The sequence below is a fragment of the Mycoplasmopsis maculosa genome (genome assembly GCF_900660665.1).
Classification (GTDB): Bacteria; Bacillota_I; Bacilli_A; order Mycoplasmatales; family Metamycoplasmataceae; genus Mycoplasmopsis; species Mycoplasmopsis maculosa.
In genome coordinates, this window is the sequence record NZ_LR215037.1 from 444,831 (window position 1) to 465,743 (window position 20,913).

The window sequence follows — 20,913 nt, forward strand, 5'->3', positions numbered from 1 at the left end:
GTTATATAACAAGAAAATCACCTCCGTTTTCTAATTCATATGCTAATTTATCAATATCATCATAATTATTATAAATTCCTAAACTAATTCTTAAGTAAGATGAATCTTTTTTTATGTGTTTTAAATATTGAGCACAAAAAATGCCTGATCTAACATATATGTTTTTTTGACCTAAATAATGTGAAACATCTTGTGAGTTAATATTTTTTACATTAATTAAAATAATATGATCTTTTGGATTTGTGTAAATAGTTACATTTTTTATTTTCGATAATTTATTGTATGCATATAAGCTTAAATCGTCAAGAATTTTTTGAACAGAATTATAACCACCAATTTCATTAAAAAAGTCTAATGATTTATTAAACATAAAAATTCCAGCTAAATTCAATGTTCCAGGCTCATGTAACTCATAGCCTTTTTTTAAAACAAAAGTTTTATCTTTATTCATTCCTAAAACTGCTCCTCCGCCATAAACAACAGGAGGTAGTTCATTTAGTAATTTTTCTTGAATTGCTAATATCCCTAATCCAGTCGGACCATAAAATTTATTACAACTGAATGCAACAATGTGACTCTTTTCAAGACTCACTTGTTCATAGATAATAGCTTGAGCAGCATCATTAACTACTAAAGCACCATATTTATTTGCTTTTTCGTAAATTTCATCCGTATTACTATTGTAGGTAAAATTGTTAGTCATTTGAGAATAAGCAATTATTTTTGTTTTTTCATTAATAAAGTCTATTAAATTTTCTTCTATTAAAACTTTAGCACCTGTTTCTTCAGCTATTGAGATTCAAGGTTTTAAATTTGAAGAATGATTGTATGCTGATAATAAAATTACATCATCTTTTTTCAATAAAGATTTAAGCATATTTGCAGCTTTATTTAATGAATCAGTAGTTCCAGAAGTAAAAATAATTTCATCGCTTTTAGCTTCAATTAAATTAGCTACTTTTTTTCTCGTTTCTTTTATTATATTAACGGTTTTAATTCCTAATGGAGAATCAGAAGTTCTTGTACTTACTGAATGATTCAAATAAAAATCATTCGAAGCTTCTATTGCAATATTAGGTTTAAGAGCTAGTGCTGCACTGTCTAAATAAGTAATTTTATCAGCCATATTAAATAATTCTCTTATATTTTTCATTTAATTACCTTTATTTTATTAATGAATCAGTTATTTCAACTAATTTTTTAGTTATAAATTCTTCTCTTTGTGAATGACCAGCATTTTCTATAAAGTAAAGTTCTGAATTATTCATATTTTTATGTAATAAATATGAATTTATTGGTCAGCAAATTAAATCATGAGAACCATGAACTATAAATGTAGGAATATTTTTTATAACATTTATTTTATTTAAAATATAATTTTCCTCAAAAAAACAATTATTTTTAAAATAATGATTTTCAATTAAAGCTATTTCAAATACTGATTTAAGATCTTTTTCATCAAATTGTCTGTCCAAAATAGTTGCGTTGATACTTTCTCATCTTGCTCATTCAATTAATGCTTTTTTTCTAATTTCTTCATCATTTGAATTAATCATTTCATAATAAGCAGAAATTACATCATTTCTTTTTTCTAGAGGCACTATATTTATATATCTTTCGAAATCAGTTGGATTAAAATAGTTAGTTCCATCTTGATATAATCAAATTAAATCTTGTTTTCTTGCTAAAAAAGTTCCTCTAAGAATTAAATTATCAACTCTTTTAGGAAAATTTATAGCATAAACTAAAGAAAGAGTTGTACCTCAAGAACCACCAAATAATGATCATTTTTCTATTTTTAAATGTTCTCTTATCATTTCAATATCTTTTATTAAAAAATCAGTTGTATTATTTTTTAAAGACATTGAGGGTTTACTTTTACCACATCCTCTTTGATCAAAAAGAATTATTTTATACTTTTCAGGGTCAAAATACCTTCTTGAAACTTCACTAGTTCCACCACCAGGACCACCATGAACATATAAAATTGGATAGCCGTTTGGATTCCCTGAAACTTCATAATATATTTCATTTTCTGAATCAGGTGTTTTTAAATAACCTAACTTAAAAGGTGTTATTTCTGGGTATAAATATTTTTTAAACATATTAATATTCTGTAATAATAGGAAAATCTTTTGTCAATTTTAAAACTTTTTCTTTTTGGTTATTTATTTCAGCTATATTATTAGATTCATCTTCTAATCATTTTTTACCATTTTTCAATGTATAATCCATAATTTCAGCCAATTCATTTCATTTAGTAAATTTTCTAGATGTCATAGCAGGAACACCGATTCTAATTCCTGATGTAACCATAGGGCTTAATTCATCAAAAGGAACAGTATTTTTATTGACAGTTATATTAATTTTCCCTAAAATTGTTTCAGCTTCTAATCCAGTTAAACCATAAGTTTTATATACGTTTATAGTAAAAAGATGATTATCTGTTCCATTTGTAACTAAATTAGCTTTTTTGTTAATAAAGGCTTCAGAAAATATTTTTGCATTTTTTACAATATCTTCAGCGTATTTTTTAAATTCAGGTTTTAAAGCCTCTCTAAAAGCAGCTGCTTTACCTGCTATAGAATGAAATAATGGTCCACCTTGGTAGCCAGGAAATACTCATCTATCAACTTTTTTAGCAATTTCTGGATCGTTAGTCATAATAACACCTCCTCTTGCACCTCTAAGTGTTTTGTGAGTCGTTGAAGTAATTATATCTGCATATCCAACTGGTGAGGGGTGGACTCCACCAATAATTAATCCAGAAATATGTGCAATGTCAGCCATAAGTTTTGCGCCACACGCATCAGCAATTTCTTTAAATTTTTTAAAATCTACAATTCTAGGATAAGCAGAATAGCCACAAATAATTAAAGCTGGTTTTTCTTGAATAGCTTGTTTTTTTATAGCTTCATAATCTAAGTATCCGTTTTTATCTACGCTATATGATATTGCTTCATAAAATATACCGCTGAAACTTATCTTATATCCGTGTGTTAAGTGACCACCAGAAGAAAGACTAAGACCCATTATTTTATCACCTGAGTTTACTACACTTGCTATTGCTGCTGCATTTGCAACACTTCCAGAATATGGTTGAACATTAGCATACTCTACGTTAAATAATTTTTTTAATCTGTCAATAGCTAAATTTTCAACAATATTAACATACTCGCATCCGCCATAATATCTTTTATTAGGATATCCTTCGCCGTATTTATTTGTTAATACACTTCCTGTAGCTTTTAAAACATCATCACTAACATAATTTTCGCTTGCTATAAGTTCTATATGGTTATTTTGTCTATCAACTTCGCTGTTTATTGCATATTCTAATTCTTTATCATTGAGATTAATTTTTTTATACATATTAACTCCTTAAATTAATTATTAAAATGATTATTTATATTACCTATTTGCTCATCTGTACCAAATATTCTAAGTGTAACACTTCTAGTTAGCCCTTTATTGTAGTCATCTATTTGTTTTATTTCATAAAAATCACTAATAGCTTTTATTTCAAATATTTTAGATCCTATTCAATCATTTTTATTAATTTCAAAAGTTAAATCAATAGATTTTAAAGGTTCATTTATATATTGTTCAAATAATTTTGATTCTTTTTGATCAACTTTTATAAATTCAGCAAAATAAACATCCATATTTTTATATTTAGGGTGAATTTTTCCGATTCATCCTATAAATATGTCATTTAATAAAATTTTAGCAGAAACATTAGGGTGAATATATTCATTGTCTGTCAATGGTACAAATTTTATATCGTCTCTTCTTAAAAAATTAGCTATATCTAACTTAATTTGATCAAATGATTTTACGTTTGAAGCTATACCATAGACAAAGACATTATTATTTATCATTCCGTATTCAAATATATTTATAGAATTTAACTTTCTTTTTTGGTTATATTCTACTACTTCAGATAAACTTGTAACAATACTATTTCTTATTATTTCTCTTTCTTTTGAAACAAAAGTTTCTAATTTAACATTTGATGAAAAACTAAAAGGATTTAATAAATTAATTTGTTCAGATACAAGTGTAAAAGTTCTTACTTCAGAATAACCCATAGACATAAGAGATTGTTTGGAAATTTCAGCTCTATTTATTTTAAACGGTTCAACAAGTGGCGGTATTCCTTTAAAATTTGTATATCCATAAAATCTAAAATACTCTTCAATAATGTCTTCATAATTTTCAATGTCAGTTCTATATGAAGGTGCAATTATTCTATTTTTATTAAAAACAAAACCTATTTTTTTCATTGTATTTTCTGTATCTAAAAAGTGCTTTAAATTTCTAAAATCAGAATTTGCATATATAGCTAATTTTCTTCTATTTTGTAAAACACTTTTTCCTTTTTTAACTTTTGGCAAGTTAATTATTTGGCTAATTGCATTATTATTTTTAAAAGTTAAATATCTAAGAATTTCTATTCCATTCTTAACCATTTGTTGATTAACAGATTTTCCTCCTTGTATAGAAGAGTTTGAATCTATTTTTATTTCTTTTGCTCCATGTCTAACTTTTTTAGCATCAAAAGAACCTATTTCAAAAAGTATTTCATTACTTTCTTTAGTCACAGATGAATTTTCACAGCCCATAACACTTGCTAATGAAATTATTTTCTCTTCATCTTTTATTGCTAAAACATTTTTAACTTCAATTTTTTTACCACCTAATATTTCAACTTCTCCCGTATATTCTTCACATGTTAGCTTTCCGTTTATTTTTGTTTTATCATATGCGTGTGCAGGAGTACCTGTTAATAATAAAATCATATTTGTTAAGTCAATTGCAAATATTCCTTTAGCTTCAATATTATGTTTTGCTAAAAATAACAAATAATCTAATTTAGTAACATTATTATTTATTTTGGCTTCAAAAAAAGTTAATTCCTTAGCTTGATTTTTAGAAGCTTTTATATTAGACTTGAATATATCATTCTTAGTTATTTTGTGAACACTTGGTCATACAAACTCTGTATTATAATAAGCTGCTAATTCCGTTGCTAGAACATAGTAAGAATTAGCATCAGATCTATTAGCTGGTGTCGTTATATCAATAATGTAGTCATCTAACTCAAAATAATCAATAGGATCTGTATCTATAGTTATTTTAGGATCTTTTATTAAGATAATATCGTCTTCATTATAAGGTAATAATGAAGGATTAAATCCTAATTCAGAAAAACCAGATAACATTCCTTGTGATACTACTTTTGCCATTTCTTTTGATCCAAAGGTTATATCACCTTTTTTTGATCCTTCGACAAAAGCTACGGTAAAATATCCCTCTTTAGCATTTTTTGCAACTGTTTGAATCGTAATTATTCCTGTATTTGTTTCTAATTTAACAATGTTAAGATTTTTACTATTATTATTTTTTTCAACACTTAAAATTTTTGCAAATTTAATACCTTTTACATCACTAAATGGAGTGATTGTTTCTACTTCATAACCTAAATTATTAATATCTTTTTCAATTTCCTTTGTTAAAGCTATTTTAGGCATAAATCTATTTAATTGTTTCAATGAAATAATCATTTTATTCCTTTCGCGAACTAAAATCAATTTTAGTTTTTAATAAATTATTTACTTTCTTAAAAAAATTTGAATCTCTAAAACTATTTTTACTTCTTTTTCAATATGATAATGGAGATGGATGAGAAGTAAATATAATCTGCTTTTCATTTATATTATTATTTAATATAGCATTTTTAGCTATTTTAAAAGCATAATTTCCTCAAAGACCAAACACAACATTTTTATTAATTTCGCAAATAAAATTTAATAAATTATCTATAAAAAAATTTCATCCAAAATCTTTATGACTGTTAGGTTCGTCCTTATTAACTGTTAAACAAGAATTTAATAATAAAACTCCTTGTTTTGCTCAATATTCAAGACTATTAGTTTCAAAAATAGCTTCTGGATAGTCTTTTTTGATTTCTTTAAATATATTTATTAAGCTTTTAGGAGTTTTTAAATCATTAGAGCTAAAAGCTAACCCATCAGCTTGATTTTCTAAATAATATGGATCTTGTCCTATTATTATAAGTTTTGTTTCTTCTGGTTCAAAATAATTTAAACACCTAAAAATATCTTCTTCTTTTGGAAAAACTTTTTTAGTTTTTCTTTCAAAATTTATTTTTTTAAAAAGTTCTATAAAATAGTCTTTTTTAGATTCTTTTTCAACAAACAATGCAAATTTATTTTTCATAATTAAATTGTGATAGTGTTCTTAGATCATTACGGTATAGCTCTCTAATATCTTTAATACCGTATTTAATCATTGTTAATCTTTCAATTCCTAGACCTGCTGCAAAACCATTAAATTTTTTAATATCATAACCAGCCATTTTCATAACATTTGGATGCAACATACCAGCGCCTAATACTTCGATTCATCTATCTTTATAATAAATATCAACTTCAACACTTGGTTCAGTAAAAGGGAAATAGCTTGGTCTTAATCTTAGTTCTAATTCTTCTTCAAATACATAAGACAATAAAGACTTTAAAGTTCAAATTAAATTAGGAAAACTTACTTTTCCGACACTGACAAAATCTAATTGTGTAAATTGATGAGAGTGTGTTGCATCATCTTCATCATTTCTATATACCTTACCTATAGCAAAATTATTCATATTTTTATTTGCATTTTTTTCTAATTCTAAAGCTGTTATACCTGTATTATGTGTCCTTAATAATGTTGTAGGATTAATATATAAAGAATCATGCATAGCTCTTGCTGGATGACTTTTTGGTATATTTAATCTTTCAAAATTATATTCATCATCAACAATTTCACCACCAACACTTTCAAAGTAACCGTTTTGAATAAATCATTCTCTTAGTCTTTGTTCAATTATTGTAATAGGATGTAATGATCCTAATTGACCTAGTGGCTTTGTTACATCTATAAACTCATTTTCGATAAGTTTATTTATTTTTTCTTGTTCTAATCTTTTTTCTACTTTTGCAAACATTTCTTCATAAAAAGATTTCAATTCAGTTATTTCTGCACCTATAATTTTCTTTTCTTCTATTGAAGCTGTTCTAATTTTATTTTGCAATTCAAAAAGTTTGCCTTCTTTTGAAAATGCTTTACTTTTTGCTAATTTAAATTCTTCAAAATTTTTAATTTCATCAAAATTTATTTCATTGTATTTCATTTTATTCCTTTCATTCCTCAACTGTTTTATAGTATTCTACAATCTTTTTAGAATCAAATTGTTTAGGTTTAAAAAAATTAATATTTTTTGCTTCTTTTGGTAAATATTCTTGTTTTACAAAATGATTTTCAAAATCATGAGGATATTTATAACCTACACCTTCACCTAATTTATATGCATTTGCGTAATATCCTTCTTGTAAATGTTTAGGTATCATAAATACATTACCTTCATCAATAAAATCTTCAACTTTATTGATAGCTTCATAAATGGAGTTGCTTTTTGGAGACAAAGCAACAAAAGCTATAGCATTAAACAGTGGTAATCTTCCTTCGGGCATTCCTAAAATTTCAAATGCATCAATAGCATCTTTTACTTTTGTTCCAATGGTAGTGTCAGCAAGACCAATATCTTCATAAGCACAAGCTAAAAGCCTTCTAAATAAACCTTGAAAATCGCCTGTTTTTATTATTAATTCTCCATAATAAAATGCTGCGTTTATGTCGCTTCCTCTTAATGATTTATGAAAAGCAGATAAATTATTGTAATGTGATACAGAATTTTCATCACTATAAAAATTCATATTAGGCATTACATTTTTTATATCTTCTATTGTTACTTCTTTATCTTTAACTATCAAAGCTAAAATTTGTAAATGATTTAAACATGACCTATAATCCCCATTATTTAATTTAACAATTCTTTTAATTAAACTATCACTTAATTTTAAATTTGGGTAAAACTTTACTAAATTTATTTTTAATCCATTAAACATGTCATCTTCGCTTAATTTATAAAATTGTAATATTTGCATCCTACTTCTTACAGCAGGATTTACCTTAAAATAAGGATTCTCAGTAGTAGTTGCGTAAATTATAATTTTATCAAACTCTAAATATGAGAGTAAAATATCTTGTTTATCCTTATTTAACCTATGAATTTCATCGACTATTAAAATTTCATTATTTTCAAGTAAATCGATTAAATCTTTTTTATTATCAATACTAGCATTAAAATAAGCATATTTTAAATTCATTTCTTTAGCTAATGCAAATGCTGTACTGCTTTTTCCAATTCCTGATTCTCCAAAAAAAATAAAACTTGAAGTTAATTTATTTTCAATAACTTTGGACAATAAATGTTTTATGTGTCTTTGACCAATAATTTCGGATATTTTTTCTGGTCTTAATTCATTAGCTAAGTTTTTCATAATATATATTTTATTAAAATATATATAGTTTTTTAATAAAAATTAAAAATTCCCAAAATATTAAAAATGAAGCATATTGCTTCATTAATAATTATTATTTTTCTCCAAAAACTTCTTCTTCATTTTCTGAATTATTTTCAGTTGTAGGTTTTTGTTGCATTTGAGACATCATTTGGAATGCTTTTTCAATTTCTGCCATTTTTGCTTCTAATTTTTCAATATCTTTTGCTTCAATTAAAGCTTTGATTTCATCAATAAACTTTTGAATCTCTGCTTTTTGTTCTTCAGTTGGTTTAGGTTCTTTTTCTTCGTTTAAGCCTTTTTCAATTGTTTTAATTAATGATTCCGCTTTAACTATTGTTTCAATTTCTTTTGTTCTTTTAGCATCGGCTTCACGGTTTTCTTCAGCTTCTTTAACCATTTTTTGAATTTCATCATCACTTAATTTAGTTGAATTCTCAATTTTAATACTTTGTTCTTTATTTGTAGCTTTGTCTTTTGCACTAACTGTTACAATACCATTTGAATCAATTTTAAATGTTACTTCAATTTGTGGTACTCCACTAGGTGCTGGTGTAATTCCTTCTAAATTAAATTGACCTAATAATTTATTTTCACTAGCTAATGGTCTTTCACCTTGAACAACTCTAATTGTAACTTCTGTTTGATTATCTGCCGCTGTTGTAAATACTTGTGATTTAGAAATTGGAATTGAAGTATTTCTTGTAATTAAAGGTGTGGCAATTCCGCCAGCTGTTTCAATACCTAATGTTAATGGAGTAACATCTATTAACAATAAATCATCAATATCGCCAGCTAAAACAGCACCTTGAATTGCAGCTCCTAACGCAACAACTTCATCTGGATTCACTGAACGATTAGGTTTTTTGCCTAAAACTTCTTCTACTAAAGCTTGAACAGCAGGAATTCTTGTTGAACCACCAACTAATAAAACATCGTTTAAATCAGCTGCAGTTAATTTTGCATCTTTTAATGCTGTTTCAATAGGTTTTCTTGTTCTTTCAACTAAATGAGCAGTCATTGCTTCAAATTCACTTCTTCTTAATGTTGCTTCAACACTAATAGGCTCAGAACCATTTATTAACACTAAGAATGGTAACATAATTGTAGCTTGCAATGAATTTGATAAATCAATTTTTGCTTTTTCAGCTGCTGCTTTTAAACGAGCCATTGCCATTTTATTTGTTGTTATATCTAAATCATGATCTTTTTTAATTTTATCAACTAATCATTTAACAATTTCATTGTCTCAATCATCTCCACCTAAGTGATTATCTCCAGCTGTTGATAATACTTCAAATGTTCCACCTGACATATCTAAAATAGAAACGTCAAATGTTCCACCACCTAAATCAAATACAAGAATTTTTTGTTCTTCATTTGTTTTGTCAATACCAAATGCTAATGCTGCAGCTGTTGGTTCATTAATAATTCTTAAAACTTCCAAACCAGCAATTTTACCTGCTATTTTTGTTGCTTCACGTTGTGAATTATCAAAATATGCTGGGACTGTAATAATAGCTTTTGAAACTTTGTGTCCAATTTTTTCTTCTGCATATTTTTTAAGATTTTCTAAAATAATAGCTGAAACTTCTTCTGGTTTATAATCTTTATTGTTTGCTTTAACAGTTTTGCTTGTACCCATCAATCTCTTAATTGATGCAATTGTATCAGGATTTGTTTCAATTTGATTTTTTGCATTATCACCAACAATTATTTCGCCGTCTTTAAAACTTACAACAGAAGGTGTTGTTCTTTTACCATTTAAATTTTCTAAAACAACAGGTTTTCCGTTTTCCACAATAGCTACAACAGAATTAGTTGTACCTAAGTCAATACCAATAATAACTTCTTTTGCCATAATAACTCCTTTGAAATTTAATTCATATAGTTTATATTGTAACATAAATTTAGCACTCGTGTAATAAAACTGCTAAATTTTTATTTTTTTAAAAAAAGAATCAAATTTTGTTTGATTCTTAATTGTTTATATTAAATTTTTTATTTTTTTTATGCATTATTATAGATAATGAAATAATTATTATTAAAAATGTAATCAAAGATAAACTAAGTGCTAAAGAATATTTAGTGATATTAGATTTTACAAAAGGATCTCTTACTTCATTATAATTTTTTAAAGCTTTATCAAAAATTTGATCATTTACTAATGTTGAGTTTTTTATATTAATTTCTGAAACAAAAGGAACCAATCTATCTATAACTATTTTTCTTTCTGATTCTTGCAAATATTCGTCTGTTTTAGTTTTATTTACTAAAGCAACCAATCTTTCTAAATCTAAATTAGTTTTATAAATATGTAATATTTCGTTTGTTATTTCTTGAACTTCATCTATTTTATTAGCTTCATCGATTTTTGATAACTCTTTTTTTATTTTTTCTTCAATTGTTTGTATTTGTTTTATATTTAAATCTGAAAAAGAATGTAGTTCATCAATTTTAGAAGAAATAGTTGCTTTAGCTCTTATTTTAACATTGTCTAAATTTTCTTCTTTACCACTTGTTTCATTTTCATATGAAGCCGAAACAAAAAATGGTGCTGTTACTAATGAAATTGAAGATAATTTAATTATTTTTTTAATATTTAGTTTCATAATTACCTACTTTTGTAATATCTATATTAAAATAATATCAAATTAGTTAATTTAATTTAAAAAAATAGCTATTAAAGCTATTTTCATTTTATTATTAATAAACTTTTTCAATAATTGAATCGTTTTCAATAACTAAATATCTATCACCTTTTTGAACACCAAAAGGTACTAAAACTTCAGCTGCATTATCTTTATTTTGTTTAATTAAATCAAAATATTTAATTGAATCAACTGATGTTCAAACAGAACTTGTAATACCGAAAGAACCAATTTCCTTCTCATCATTTACAACACCAACAATAATTGTGTTTGGACGGAATTTAGCAACTTCTGATAATAATTTTCCTGTTCTTGAAAGAACAACAGCAAATTTATATTCACCATATCTAGCTTTATCTGCAACACGGAAAGCAATTCTTGATCTCATATTTTCTTGCATATTTGAACGTTTACGAATTTCTTCTAATTGTGTATCGTAATAAAGTTTGTCATAAAAGTCCATTTCTGCTCTTTTATTTATTGTAGCCATTGTTGTAACAGCTTCTAATGGATAATTTCCTGAAGCTGATTCACCAGAAAGCATTGTAGCATCTGCACCTAATTCTGTAGCATAGTAAACGTCAGTAACTTCAGCTCTTGTAGGATGAGGGTTATTTTCCATAGAGTCTAACATTTGAGTAGCAACAATAATAGGTTTTCCTGCTTCACGACATTTTCTAATCATTGTTTTTTCAAAGTAAGGAACATCATAATAAGGAATTTCTAAACCTAAATCACCACGAGCTACCATGATACCGTCTGATGCTTCAATTATTTCATCAATATTCATAATACCTAAATGACTTTCAATTTTTGAAATAATTTTTACGTGTTTTCCACCGTTATCTTCTAAAACTTTTCTTAAATCATGAACGTTTTGAGCTGAGTTAACAAATGAAGCAGCTACATAGTTGATTCCTACACTAATTCCATAGATTACATCATTAATGTCTTTTTCAGATAAAAATGGTAATGAAAAATCAACACCAGGTAAGTTAATTCTTTTATTTGTCTTTAATTTGTGTGAATTTTTTGTTTTAGCATAAACTACACCTTTTTCAACTTTTGTAACTATAGATGTTAATTTACCATCATCAAATAAAATTGTATCACCTGTTTTTAAATCTTGACTCATGTCATAAGCTACTGTCACTTCTTTATCAGTACCTTCAAAATTTTCATATTTTTCTTTTGTTGTATAAATAGTAATTTCTGTATTTGCTTCAATAAATTGAGCACCACCTTTCATTTTACCTAAACGAATTTCAGGTCCTTTTGTATCTAACATTAATGAAACAGGAACTTTTAAATCTTCTTGTATTTTCTTACCTAAAACAAATTTGTTTAAATGTTCTTCATGTGAACCGTGGCTAAAATTAGCACGAATACATGTGGCACCATTTTCAATTAATGATCTTAATGTTTTATAATTGTCACTTGATGGACCAATTGTAACAACTAATTTACTTCTTTTATCAGTTAATTTCATTTTTCTCCCAATAATATAATATTATGCTTATATCTAATATTTTATATTAGAACTAAAAAATCATAAGTAATATTAAATATATATTTTTTATCATGTGGTAATTTTTGCATTAAATTAAAAAATCAACTTTTAAAAAGTTGATTATGATTATTGTTTTTCTTTGAATCCGCTTACTTCAAAAACACCTAAAAAATTAACGTTTGAACCTTTTTTATTAATAGAATATGCATATTTAGCTTTACCTTCATTTTGTTTAATTTCTAATAAAGGTGTTTTATCAAAAGTATTTGATGTAGATTTGCTAAAATCTAGCTCACTAAAAATATCTATTGAAGATCTTTTATAATATTTAAGTTCGTATAAATTATTGAAATTGTTAATTTCTTCTTCAGTTGAATCTAAAAATAAATTAAATTCTTTATAATATCCATTTTTAGTATTTGTATAGCCTGTTGTATTTGCTTGAGAAGAAATGAATAAAGGCGAATTAATTGACGGAATTGTCTCATTTATAGGCGTATTAGAATTAACAGATATTTTGATTTTCTCAGCAAATTTTTTTAATTCAAAATATAAAGTATTAAATGTTAATTTTTGCATTTGATTTATTTTTATTTCTTTAGAAGTTGTTAATTCTTCTGAATCACTATATTTTGCGTTAGGAACAAATTTTTTAATATAATAATTCATTGTTAATAAATTTGAATTACTAGAATCTTGTTCAAAATAAATAGGTTTTGAATCATCAATTATATATTTAGATTTTGTTTTACCAAAAATGTTGTTTGATTTATAAAAACTTAATATTCTTGAAATTGATAAATAAGCTTTTTTTATAGCATCATTGCTATCCAATTTTCTTGTTGGTAATAATTCATTTTTATTGTTGTTTAAATCAAGCAAATCAGAAATAGAATTTCATCCACCATCAATGTTTAAATCACCTTTTAAAAATTGATTTCTTGTATATGTAGAAATAGAAAATTGATGTTGGTTATTGTTATAATCATCTGTTTTTTGCAATAATTCATCATTTTCACCAGAATATTTTTTAAAACCTTCCATTATAAAGTCAACAAATTTTCAATTTACTTTTCTTTCAGTTAATGTTTTTCCTTCTTTTACAAGTTTGTCTTCTTTATCTTCTAAATAAACTCTTAAGTAAAGTTTTCCTTCAAAATCATTTGCATATGAATGATAATAAAAGTTATATTTATTTTCAAAATCAACTAAACTTAAATCTTTATCTATATTTAACAAAGTAAAATATTTATTAGCATTATAAGAATATTTATTTTTAATATTATTTCAAAATGAGTTATCAGATACTAATGTAGGTTCATTATCAGATGAAGAAACATAAAAACTAGAATATGTATATTCACTAGCAAAATGATTTGATATATCAAATTTTTTAGGTTTAGTTGTAGTTATAATTCCATTATTGTAATCAGATTTTTTTTCATTTTCTGAAAATTCTTCATTTGCTTCAGGATTAACTTCAAATTTTAAGCTTTTTATCAAATTAACATCTTCATTATTTTTATTTGAAGCAACTAAAACATATGTTCCAATACCAGCTACCATAGCAGATGAGACAACTAATGATGAAGATATTAAAAATATTTTCTTATTAAATTTCATTTTTCTCCTTTTAAACCTATAAATTAGCTATATAAATAATCTTGCATATATTCAATTAATTCATCTAAACCAATATTTTTTTCACTTGAAACTAAAAATGAACTTGTTGAATCTTTAAATAATTTTTTAGAAATATAGTCATTATGTTTTTTAATTAATAATGATTTTTCTTTTTGATTTAATTTATCCATTTTTGTATAAACTATATCAAAATTTCAATTTACTTTTTTTAAAAATTCAATTGTTTTATAGTCATTTTGGGTTAAACCTGTTCTAGAATCTATCAACAGAAAAATATTTTTTGGTGATTTATCAGCAACAATAAATTCTTTGATGCAACGATTCATTTGTTCTGATTTAGATTTTGACATTTGAGCATAACCATAACCTGGAAAATCTATTATGAATACTCCATCATCCTCAAAATAATTAATTAATTGAGTTCTACCAGGTTGTTTAGAAACATATGATATTTTTTGATTAACAATTGCATTTAACAAACTACTTTTGCCGACATTTGATCTTCCTCAAAAACAAACTTGTTTTGCTCCTTTTGTATCTAATCAAGTATCTCTTTCTAAAGCACTTTTAACAAATTTCCACATATTATTTCCCTAATTTACTTTTATGTCTAATCAATGTTGATGAATATTCAATATCTTGATAATCCGGTAATATTAATATTGTTTCTAAATTATTATTAATTGAATTATTTCCTGCTGCTAAAATTAATTCATATTGATAATCAACATTATTTCTCGCTGATCGTATAATAAAATTAGTTTCTAGTTTTTTTGCAATATTAGCAATAAAATCATCTTTGTTTAAAATAACTTCAACATTACTAAAATTTTTTAATTCATTTTTTACATTAAGAAATCTATAATGGATATTATCAATGTTATCCTTATCAGGATTCACTGAAACAATTACATATATTTTATCGAATAATTTTAAAGCTTTTTCAATTATAGCTATGTGACCTTTATGCAAAGGGTCAAATGAACCAGGATATATTGCACTCTTCATTATTTATAAAGTTCTATTGCATGTTTTGCAATTAAAAGTTCTTCATTTGTTCTGATTGCAAAAACTTTTACTTCGCTATCTGGTGTTGAAATTTCTACATAGTCACCAAAACGTTGTTTATTTAATTCTTTATCAATTTTAATATTTGCAAATTTTAAATTTTCAATTACATGTTCTCTTAATTCCGGGGTGTTTTCACCAACTCCAGCTGTGAAAACGATAGCATCTAATTTTCCTACTTTATTTGCATAAATAGCTGTATAATCAATTATTTTTTGGCAATATAAATCAAAAGCAAATTTTGCTCTTTCATTTCCTTTTTCAATTTCAGCCATTATATCTCTAAAATCACTAGATACGCCAGATACACCTTGCATACCTGATTGTTTATTTAAAATATTCGTAAATTCTTTTATAGAATAACCTTTTTGATTCATTACAAATTCATGAATAGAAGGATCTATGTCTCCACTTCTTGTTCCCATCATTATTCCTGCTAAAGGCGTTAATCCCATTGAAGTATCAATACTTTTATTATTTTTAATAGCACATAATGAAGCTCCGTTACCTATATGTAAATTAACTATATTTATAGAATCTTTGCCTAATATTTCTCTTACTTTTATCCCAATATATTCATGACTTATTCCGTGAGCACCATATTTTTTTATATTCAATTCTTTTGATAATTCATATGGTATTGGATAGGTGGAATTTATTTCAGAAATTGTTGTGTGGAATGCTGTATCAAAATCAGCTGACATTTTAGCATGAGGCATAACATTTTTAAAGGCTCTTATAGCTTCTATTGCACCTGGATTGTGTAATGGTGCATAAATAGCAGCTTTTTCTATTAAGTTAATTTCACTTTCACCCAATTTTACTGATTTAGTAAAATAAGAACCACCGTGAACTACTCTAAAACCAATTAATTCTATTTCTGTAGAGTCTTGAATAACTTTCATTTCAGTCAATAATTCTAAAATAACTTCGACTGCTTTTTTGTGATTTATTAAAATATCTTTCTTTTGAAATGATTCACCATTATATTTTAATGTGACTAAACCATCTGTTGGTAAAGTAATTCTTTCAGCTATTCCACTAACAATTACATTTAAAGATTCTTTATCTAATAATTGCAATTTAATTGAACTACTTCCTGCATTTATAACTAATACTTTTTTGTTCATAATCAACCTCTTTTATATTATTTTTTTGATTGAAGTGATGTTATTAAAACAGTATTTACAACATCTTCAACTGTGCTTCCTCTTGATAAGTCATTAACAGGTTTATTAACTCCAGTAATAATTGGGCCGATTGCACCAAAATTCCCTAATCTTTGTGCAATTTTATAACCAATGTTACCTGCATTTAAATCTGGAAAAACAAAAATATTTGCTTCACCTCCAAAACTTTCACCACTATATTTTGCTTTTCTAACATTTTCACTAATAGCAGTATCAAATTGCACTTCACCAATAGCTTTTATTCCTTCATTGCTTTCATTAAATAATTTTGCAGCTTCAGAGACTTTAATAGTTTCATCAGTTTTAGCAGAACCACTTGTTGAAAAACTTAAAAAAGCAACTTTTGGATTAACATTAAATGATTTTGCAAAATCAGAAGCATTTTTTGCAATATCAACTAAATTTTCTAGTTCTGGTTTTGGATTAACTGATATATCAGTAAAGAAATATGTCATTTCTTCTTTATGCATAATCATAACTGAACTAATTGTTTTTATTCCTTTTTTAGGGCCGATGGCTTTAAAAGCAGCTCTTAATATATCAGCTGTTGAATAATTCAATCCACCAACTACTCCATCAATTTCATTATTCGCTAATAACATCATAGCGTAGAAAGGTCTAGTTCTTAAAACTTTTCTAGAAGTTTCTATATCTTCTTTGCCTTTTCTTAATTCAAAATATTTATTTGCTAATTCTTCTATTTTTTCTTCATTAGCAAACATATTTAAAACTTGAGCTTTTGTATTAATGTTTTCATTTTTTTCTGTAAGCAATATTATTTCTAGATTAGAATATTTTTCTAATTCTTTTGCTGCATCGATCGCTCTTTTATCGTCACCATCAATAATTAATATTCTTCTTCTTGTTAGCTTACTTACTTCATTGTTTAATAAAGTTTTAAAATTCATACTATCTCCAATAATATTATTAATAATTAGAATTATAATAAAATAATAAAAAAAGTAAGCATATAAGCTTAACTTTCCACATTTATTTCTTAAAATTCATATTCAGTTCTAATTGCTTTTGCTAAATTTTTAAACAATCAAACTACTGTTAATGGTCCAACACCACCAGGTACAGGTGTATATGAACTGACATAATCAAAGTCGCCTTCTAAATTAACATCACCGACCATTATTTTTTTATTAGTTTTTTCATCAATAATTCAATTAGTGCCAGCATCTATTACTACTGCACCTTGCTTGATATTTTCTTTTTTTACTAAATTCGCTTGTCCGGCTGCTGATACTAAAATATCTGCTGATTCAACACCTTTAATACCTGTTTTTCTATTATATGTTGATACGTTTCCACCTAGTTTCTTTAATAAAAATGCTGTTGGTTTACCAACTAGATAAGACCTTCCAATAACAGCTACTTTTTTATCTTTAATATCTATTTTATAGTATTCTATAATATCCATAATCGCAGCAGCTGTAGCAGGAGTATAAGTTAATTCATTATTTTCGTTATAAAAGTTAAATGTACTTTTTGTACACAATCCATCAACATCTTTTATTAATCTAATTCCGTTTAATATTAATTGTGAACTTATTTTTTCAGGTAAAGGCAACTGAACAATTATTCCATCAGCTTTTTCATTAATTTCATCTAATTTTTTTAGTAGCATATTTTGAGTTATATCTTCTTTAAATTTATATAAATCTACTTGAACTCCTAATTCATTAGCTTTGTTTATTTTGTGTTTAATATAAAGATTAGAAGCATTTAAATCTCCTACTTGAACGATTGCTAAAACTGGCTTTCTATTAATTGTTTTTGCAATAAATTGAAACTCTTCAATTAGTTCTTTAGTTCTTATTTCAGCTATTTTTTTCCCATCTAAGATCATTTTGAAACCTCATCATTATATTCTTTTAATTCTTTACGATATTTTTCAAGTTTTTCTTTCTCAAGATTTATTTTAGCTTCTGGAGCTTTTTTAATAAAGTTTTCATTGTTAAGCATATTTTCAGCTCTTTGAATTTCAAATTTAACTTTTTCTATTTTTAATTTTAAATCTTCTAAATAATTATTTTTTACTTCATCTGACTCCTTTATTCTAACTTGAATTTTTCCGTCAATAAAAAGAGTATCATCATTTTCTTTTATATTTGCATTTGCTAATTTGTTAACAGATTCAACAAAAAAGTCAGATTTACTTACATTTGTATCAAAATAAATTATTTCTTTTTTGCTTATTTTTTTATCTTCACGATACTTTCTTAAAATATTAATAACTTTAATAACATTATCAACTGTATTTATTCTTGTACATCTTGATAAATTAATTTTTGGGTTTTCATGTTCTAACAATTCATCATTAAAAATAATTTCAAATAAGTAATCTGTTAAAAATGGTAAAAATGGATGTAATATAATAAGCATATTTTTTAAATTATTAAGTGCTGCTTTTTTATTTGGCTTTATTCTTAATAATTCTATATATCATGAAGAAAATTCATTATATACAAAGTTATTAATTTCTGTACCTATATTAGTAAATTCATATTTTTGCATTAATTTATCTATTTTTTGTTTAAAGTCAAATAATCTATTATTTATCCAACGATCCACTTCTGTAGTGCCTTTTGAATCATCATCTTCGAGCATTTGAATATATCTAGCTATATTTCAAATTTTATTACATAAAGCTCAAGCTGACTTTATTTTTTCATTACTAAATCTAATATCAAACCCTGGAGTAGTATTAGTTATAATAAAATATCTTAATGCGTCTGAACCGAATTCATCAATAACCTTTAAAGGTTCAATACCGTTATTTAATGATTTTGACATTTTTCTGTTTTGTTCGTCTCTAATTAAACCATGAATTATTATTTCTTCAAAAGGTTTTTCATTTGTAAATTCTAAACCGAATAAATACATACGAGCTACTCAAAAGAAAATAATATCATAAGCTGTTACAAGTAAACTAGTTGGATAATATCTTTTTAATAATTTATCATCATTAGGTCATCCTAAAAAACTAAACGGAGCTAAACCACTACTAAATCAAGTATCTAAAACATCACTATCTTGAACTCAGCCTTCTCCTGGCGACTCTATTTGAACTTTTATTTCATCTTCTTTATATCATGCTGGAATCCTATGACCTCATCATAGTTGTCTACTTATTGTTCAATCATATGCGTTATTCATTCAATTTTCTAAAACATTAATAAATCTTTCAGGGAAAAATTTAACCGCATCTTTGGTTTTTAAATGATTCAATATATCTTTTGAAAATTTTTCCATTTTAACAAATCATTGAGGCATAACTAATATTTCAACAGGCGCTTTTGAACGTTCTGAATAACCTACATTAGATGTAACCTTTTCTTCTTTTTCTAAAAAATTGTTTTCTTTTAAATATTTAGCAATTTCTTTTCTGGCTTCAAATCTGTCTAAACCATTGAAAATAGAAGTTTCAAAATGTATTTTCCCTGTTTTATCTATTGACTCAATAACTTCTAAATTATGTTTTTTAATCAAATCAATGTCAACCTCTGCATGAGCAGAAAGTTTCATTAAACCTGATGCAAAATTAATATCAACATATTCATCTGCAATTAAAGGAATTATTTTATTTGTTAAAGGATGTTTTACAAATTTACCATGTAAATGCTTATATCTATCATCATTTGGATTAAATACAACTGCAACATCACTTAATAAAGTTTCTGTTCTAACTGTAGCTATAACTAAATTTTCATTAGAACCTACTAAAGGATACTTTATATAATACATAATTTGTTCAGTTGGTTCATTTATAACTTCAATATTTGATAAAGCTGTTTGAAGTTTTGGATCTCAATTTATAGCTTTAATATCTTTGTAAATCAATCCCTTGTTGTAAAGTTCTATAAAAGCTTTATTTACAGCATCATTATTGTCTTTATCAAGAGTAAATCTTTCTTTTTCATAATCAAAAGCCAATCCTAATGCATCTCATTGTTCTCTAAATTTATTTGCATAGATTTCTTTTCATTCTCAAACTTTTTCAAGAAACTTTTCTCTACCTAAATCATGTCTAGTTAAACCTTCATTTTGATAAATTATATTTTCAACTTTACTTTGAGTAGCAATACCTGCGTGATCCATACCAGGAACTCACATTACATCATAACCTTCTAGTTTTTTGTATCTTATAACTGTATCTTGAATATATTCATTTAATGCATGTCCTAAATGTAGAGAGCCTGTTACATTAGGCGGAGGCAAAATAACAGTAAAAGGTCTTTTTAATTCATCGTGAGTACTAAAAAATTTCTTATCTTTTCATTTTTTGTTTATTCTGCTTTCAAAATTTTTAGGATTATATAATTTATCAATTAAACTCATTTTTTCCCCTTAATAACATTACAAGTAAATTTAATATTTAATCATTAAATATTATAACAAAAATCGCCGATTTT

At 25.5% G+C, this 20,913-nt stretch carries 17 protein-coding genes; all 17 read right to left on the reverse strand.

Features of this window, described 5'->3' with window-relative positions; translation table 4 throughout:
* Position 1: 1 nt before the first annotated feature.
* The 17 genes from EXC47_RS01800 to EXC47_RS01880 all read right to left on the reverse strand — a co-directional run bounded on the left by EXC47_RS01800 (position 2) and on the right by EXC47_RS01880 (position 20,839).
* Positions 2-1,153, reverse strand: a complete 1,152-nt coding sequence (locus EXC47_RS01800; RefSeq protein WP_129646555.1) for an aminotransferase class V-fold PLP-dependent enzyme — start codon at positions 1,151-1,153, stop codon at positions 2-4.
* 10 nt (positions 1,154-1,163) lie between these two features.
* On the reverse strand, positions 1,164-2,105 hold the full coding sequence (pip, locus tag EXC47_RS01805; RefSeq protein ID WP_129646557.1) for a prolyl aminopeptidase: 942 nt from the start codon (positions 2,103-2,105) through the stop codon (positions 1,164-1,166).
* A gap of 1 nt (position 2,106) precedes the next feature.
* Entirely contained in the window at positions 2,107-3,372 is a 1,266-nt protein-coding gene (gene glyA / locus EXC47_RS01810; RefSeq protein WP_129646559.1) for a serine hydroxymethyltransferase, read from the reverse strand.
* 14 nt (positions 3,373-3,386) lie between these two features.
* Complete coding sequence (locus tag EXC47_RS01815) at positions 3,387-5,567, reverse strand: phenylalanine--tRNA ligase subunit beta (RefSeq protein ID WP_129646561.1); 2,181 nt, start codon at positions 5,565-5,567, stop codon at positions 3,387-3,389.
* A gap of 1 nt (position 5,568) precedes the next feature.
* Positions 5,569-6,243 carry a uracil-DNA glycosylase gene (locus EXC47_RS01820; RefSeq protein ID WP_129646563.1) on the reverse strand — a complete coding sequence of 225 codons (675 nt, stop codon included), beginning with the start codon at positions 6,241-6,243 and terminating at the stop codon, positions 5,569-5,571.
* A complete protein-coding gene (pheS, locus tag EXC47_RS01825) occupies positions 6,233-7,198 on the reverse strand; it encodes a phenylalanine--tRNA ligase subunit alpha (protein WP_129646565.1) in 966 nt (321 codons plus the stop codon). Before pheS ends, EXC47_RS01820 begins: the two co-directional genes overlap by 11 nt.
* Position 7,199: 1 nt before the next feature.
* Entirely contained in the window at positions 7,200-8,408 is a 1,209-nt protein-coding gene (locus tag EXC47_RS01830) for an AAA family ATPase (protein ID WP_129646567.1), read from the reverse strand.
* Between the two features lie 94 nt (positions 8,409-8,502).
* Positions 8,503-10,290, reverse strand: a complete 1,788-nt coding sequence (dnaK, locus tag EXC47_RS01835) for a molecular chaperone DnaK (protein ID WP_129646569.1) — start codon at positions 10,288-10,290, stop codon at positions 8,503-8,505.
* Positions 10,291-10,408: 118 nt separating this feature from the next.
* A complete protein-coding gene (locus EXC47_RS01840; RefSeq protein ID WP_129646571.1) occupies positions 10,409-11,041 on the reverse strand; it encodes a hypothetical protein in 633 nt (210 codons plus the stop codon).
* A gap of 94 nt (positions 11,042-11,135) precedes the next feature.
* On the reverse strand, positions 11,136-12,569 hold the full coding sequence (gene pyk / locus EXC47_RS01845) for a pyruvate kinase (protein WP_129646573.1): 1,434 nt from the start codon (positions 12,567-12,569) through the stop codon (positions 11,136-11,138).
* 147 nt (positions 12,570-12,716) lie between these two features.
* On the reverse strand, positions 12,717-14,213 hold the full coding sequence (locus EXC47_RS01850) for an MAG1430 family protein (RefSeq protein ID WP_129646575.1): 1,497 nt from the start codon (positions 14,211-14,213) through the stop codon (positions 12,717-12,719).
* A 23-nt stretch (positions 14,214-14,236) separates the two neighbouring features.
* On the reverse strand, positions 14,237-14,818 hold the full coding sequence (yihA, locus tag EXC47_RS01855) for a ribosome biogenesis GTP-binding protein YihA/YsxC (protein ID WP_129646577.1): 582 nt from the start codon (positions 14,816-14,818) through the stop codon (positions 14,237-14,239).
* A 1-nt stretch (position 14,819) separates the two neighbouring features.
* Positions 14,820-15,242: a pantetheine-phosphate adenylyltransferase gene (gene coaD / locus EXC47_RS01860; RefSeq protein WP_129646579.1), complete on the reverse strand. Its 423-nt coding sequence runs from the start codon at positions 15,240-15,242 to the stop codon at positions 14,820-14,822.
* Positions 15,242-16,432: an acetate/propionate family kinase gene (locus EXC47_RS01865; RefSeq protein WP_129646581.1), complete on the reverse strand. Its 1,191-nt coding sequence runs from the start codon at positions 16,430-16,432 to the stop codon at positions 15,242-15,244. Before EXC47_RS01865 ends, coaD begins: the two co-directional genes overlap by 1 nt.
* 17 nt (positions 16,433-16,449) lie before the next feature.
* Positions 16,450-17,400 (reverse strand): phosphate acetyltransferase, encoded by a 951-nt coding sequence (locus EXC47_RS01870; protein WP_129646583.1) that lies wholly within the window; start codon positions 17,398-17,400, stop codon positions 16,450-16,452.
* Between the two features lie 89 nt (positions 17,401-17,489).
* Complete coding sequence (locus EXC47_RS01875; protein WP_129646585.1) at positions 17,490-18,347, reverse strand: bifunctional 5,10-methylenetetrahydrofolate dehydrogenase/5,10-methenyltetrahydrofolate cyclohydrolase; 858 nt, start codon at positions 18,345-18,347, stop codon at positions 17,490-17,492.
* Positions 18,338-20,839 carry a valine--tRNA ligase gene (locus tag EXC47_RS01880; RefSeq protein ID WP_129646587.1) on the reverse strand — a complete coding sequence of 834 codons (2,502 nt, stop codon included), beginning with the start codon at positions 20,837-20,839 and terminating at the stop codon, positions 18,338-18,340. The genes EXC47_RS01875 and EXC47_RS01880 overlap by 10 nt, the downstream gene beginning before the upstream one ends.
* Between the last annotated feature and the right edge of the window lie 74 nt (positions 20,840-20,913).